Source organism: Pseudomonas floridensis (assembly GCF_002087235.1).
Taxonomy (GTDB): domain Bacteria; phylum Pseudomonadota; class Gammaproteobacteria; order Pseudomonadales; family Pseudomonadaceae; genus Aquipseudomonas; species Aquipseudomonas floridensis.
In genome coordinates, this window is the sequence record NZ_MUIO01000186.1 from 1 (window position 1) to 3,017 (window position 3,017).

Annotated in this window: 2 protein-coding genes; both read right to left on the reverse strand. The window is 60.0% G+C overall.

Features of this window, described 5'->3' with window-relative positions; genetic code table 11:
- Positions 1–73: 73 nt before the first annotated feature.
- The gene (locus BZK31_RS27910) at positions 74–1,531 is read right to left on the reverse strand and encodes a mannose-1-phosphate guanylyltransferase/mannose-6-phosphate isomerase (RefSeq protein WP_083186405.1); all 1,458 of its coding nucleotides are present in this window, start codon (positions 1,529–1,531) and stop codon (positions 74–76) included.
- The gene (locus tag BZK31_RS27915; protein ID WP_083186406.1) at positions 1,531–2,967 is read right to left on the reverse strand and encodes an undecaprenyl-phosphate glucose phosphotransferase; all 1,437 of its coding nucleotides are present in this window, start codon (positions 2,965–2,967) and stop codon (positions 1,531–1,533) included. Before BZK31_RS27915 ends, BZK31_RS27910 begins: the two co-directional genes overlap by 1 nt.
- Positions 2,968–3,017 lie beyond the last annotated feature (50 nt).

Genomic DNA, 3,017 nt, shown 5'->3' on the forward strand with positions numbered 1-3,017 from the left:
GGTTTTTACGTGCGCTCAGTCCTCGGTGGTGAAGCGAAGGCCGAGGTCGGCGGCCTTGCTCTTTTACGGGGTCTCAGATTTTCACTGCCTGTTCGGGGACGCGACCATAGACGTCGGTAAACCGCACGATGTCGTCTTCACCCAGGTACTCGCCGCTCTGCACCTCGATCATCACCAGATCGATCACGCCGGGATTGACCAGGCGATGCGTGAAGCCTGGTTTGATAAAGGTCGATTCGTTGGTGTCGAGCATGAATTCGCGTTCGCCATTGGTGACCCGCGCCATGCCGCTCACGACGATCCAGTGTTCGCTGCGATGGTGGTGCATCTGCAGCGACAGCGAGGCTTGCGGACGGACCACGATGCGCTTGATCTTGAAGCGCTTGCCTTCTTCCAGCACAGTGTACGTGCCCCACGGGCGAGTGACCGTGCGGTGCAGGCGATAGGCGTCATGGCCCTGGCGCTTGAGCTCCTGAGCAATGACCTTCACGTCCTGGGTGCGCGCGCCGTCGGCCACCAGCAGTGCGTCCGGCGTGTCGATGATGATCAGATTGTCCAGACCGATCGCGCCGACCAGACGCTTGGGCGAATCTATGTAGCAATTGGTCACGTCATGCAGCACGGTCTGGCCGTTGCACTGATTGCCGTGGGGGTCGGCGCCAGTCAGCTCGCGCACCGCGTCCCACGAACCGATGTCACTCCAGCCCAGCTCGCAGGGCACCACTGCGACTTTGTCGGAACGCTCCATCAGCGCGTAGTCGATGGAGATGTCCGGGACCAGGCCGAAGGATTCGCTGTCCAGTTCCACCTGCAACTCGCGGTTGCCCTCTTTGCTCTGGCTCAGCTCCAGGCAACTGCGGACCGCACTCAGCACCTCGGGCGCGTGGGTTTCCAGTTCGCGCAGCACGGCGTCGGCGCGCATGCAGAACATACCTGCGTTCCACAGATGCAGACCGCCGTCCAGATACTGCTGGGCAGTCGCCGTATCGGGTTTCTCGACGAAACGGGCAACCTGCCAGGCATCGGTGCTGAGCGACTGACCTTTCTCGATGTAGCCAAAGCCGGTTTCAGGCTTGGTCGGCAGGATGCCGAAGGTCACCAGCCAGCCTTGCGATGCCAGTTGCTGTGCGCTGGTCACGGCGCGGGAAAACGCATCGAGATCGGTGATCAGGTGGTCGGCGGGCAGCACCAGCAACTGCGCGTCACTGCCGTACAGCCGAGTGACATGCACGGCGGCAGCGGCGATGGCGGCAGCGGTGTTGCGACCGAATGGTTCGAGAATGAAATCCAGCCGGACCTTGCCTTTGTTCAACTGCCGATAGTCATCCACCGTACGGAAATACACTTCGCGGTTGGTCACGGTCAGCAGGCGCTCGACGTGCGGCAGGGCCGCTGCACGTTTAAAGGTCTTCTGCAGCAGGCTTTCCCCGTCGGGAAGGCGCATGAACGGCTTGGGCATGGCTTCACGGGAGACAGGCCACAAACGGGTGCCGGAGCCGCCGGCGATGATGCAGGGAATGAGGGTGCTCATCAATAAGCCTCACGAGTGAAGAGCACTGCCGGAACAGTGCGCATAAGGATGTAGAGGTCGAACCAGACGGACCAGTTTTCTATGTACTCAAGATCGAACTCGACGCGTTTTTCGATTTTTTCCACGGTGTCTGTTTCCCCACGATAGCCGTTGATCTGAGCCAGTCCGGTGATTCCGGGCTTGACTCGATGTCGCGACGTGTACTCCTTCACCGCTTGCTCGAAAAGAATGCCGGCCGCTTTCGTTGCCGTCGCATGGGGGCGCGGGCCCACCATCGACATGCTGCCTGCCACCACATTGAACAGCTGTGGCAGCTCATCCAGGCTGGTCTTGCGGATGAAGCGCCCGACCCGGGTGATCCTGGCATCGCCACGGGTGGTCTGTTTTTCCGCCGTTGCATCGGCCTGGTGCTGGTGCATCGAACGAAATTTGAAGACTTCGATCAGCCGGTTGTTGTAGCCATAGCGCTTTTGTTTGAAGAACACCGGTCCTGGCGAATCGAGTTTGATCGCCAGAGCGACCAGCAACATGAATGGCGACAGCGCCAGCAGCGCCAGCGAGGACAGCACGATGTCCTCGGCGCGCTTGATGAACGGCGACCAGCCGCTGAGTGGCACGTCCGAGGCATTGAACATCGGCAGCTTGGCGACTTCTGTGATGCGGTTGTGGCTGTGTCGAAATGCCACCATGTCCGGCACCAGCAGCACGTTGACCGGAAACCGGCGCAGCTCGTGAATGATGTGGTCCATGCGGTTCTCCGCCGTCCAGGGCAGCGCGACCAGCACCTGGGTGACTTTCTCTTCGCGTATCAAACGCTCCAGATCGCTGGTGTTGCCCAGCAGTGGCAGATTGGCGACGGTTTTGGGCATGCGGCCGATGCGGTCATCGATGAAGCCCATGACACCGGAGCGGATGTCCTGATGCTGAAGCAGATATTCGGCCAGTCGCAGGCCGTTTTCAGTCGCGCCCAATATGACCGAATTCTGCAAGAACAGGCCTTTGCGCATCTGATGCTTGAACAGCATGAGCAACAGCACCCGGATCACGCAGAACAGTACGAGACTGGTCAGGTACCAGATCACCAGTTGCTCGTTGGAAACGTAACCGAACAACCCGAGTGTGCGTTGCATGAACAACAGCAGCCCGAACGAGGCCGACCAGGCGATGACGATCGAGCGCAGGCGCAGCGCGTTGCTGAATAGCGCTTCCGAATACACGCCCATGGCCTGAAAGATCAGCACGACGACGATGCCGAAGAAGAACTGCATCGCCAGATAACTCTGCGGTTTCTGCAGCATGCCGTCTTGCATTAGCGCGCCGATGAGCAGGCCGGGCAGCACACACGCAAGGCCGTGCGCAAGGCGGATACCGAACAGAAAATACTCCACCAGACTGGTGCGAGTGAGTGACAGGCTGTCTACCGGCTGCAACCTCATAAAGCTCCCTTACTTCCTGTAAACCCACGGCGCCGCGGCCGATTCTTCGT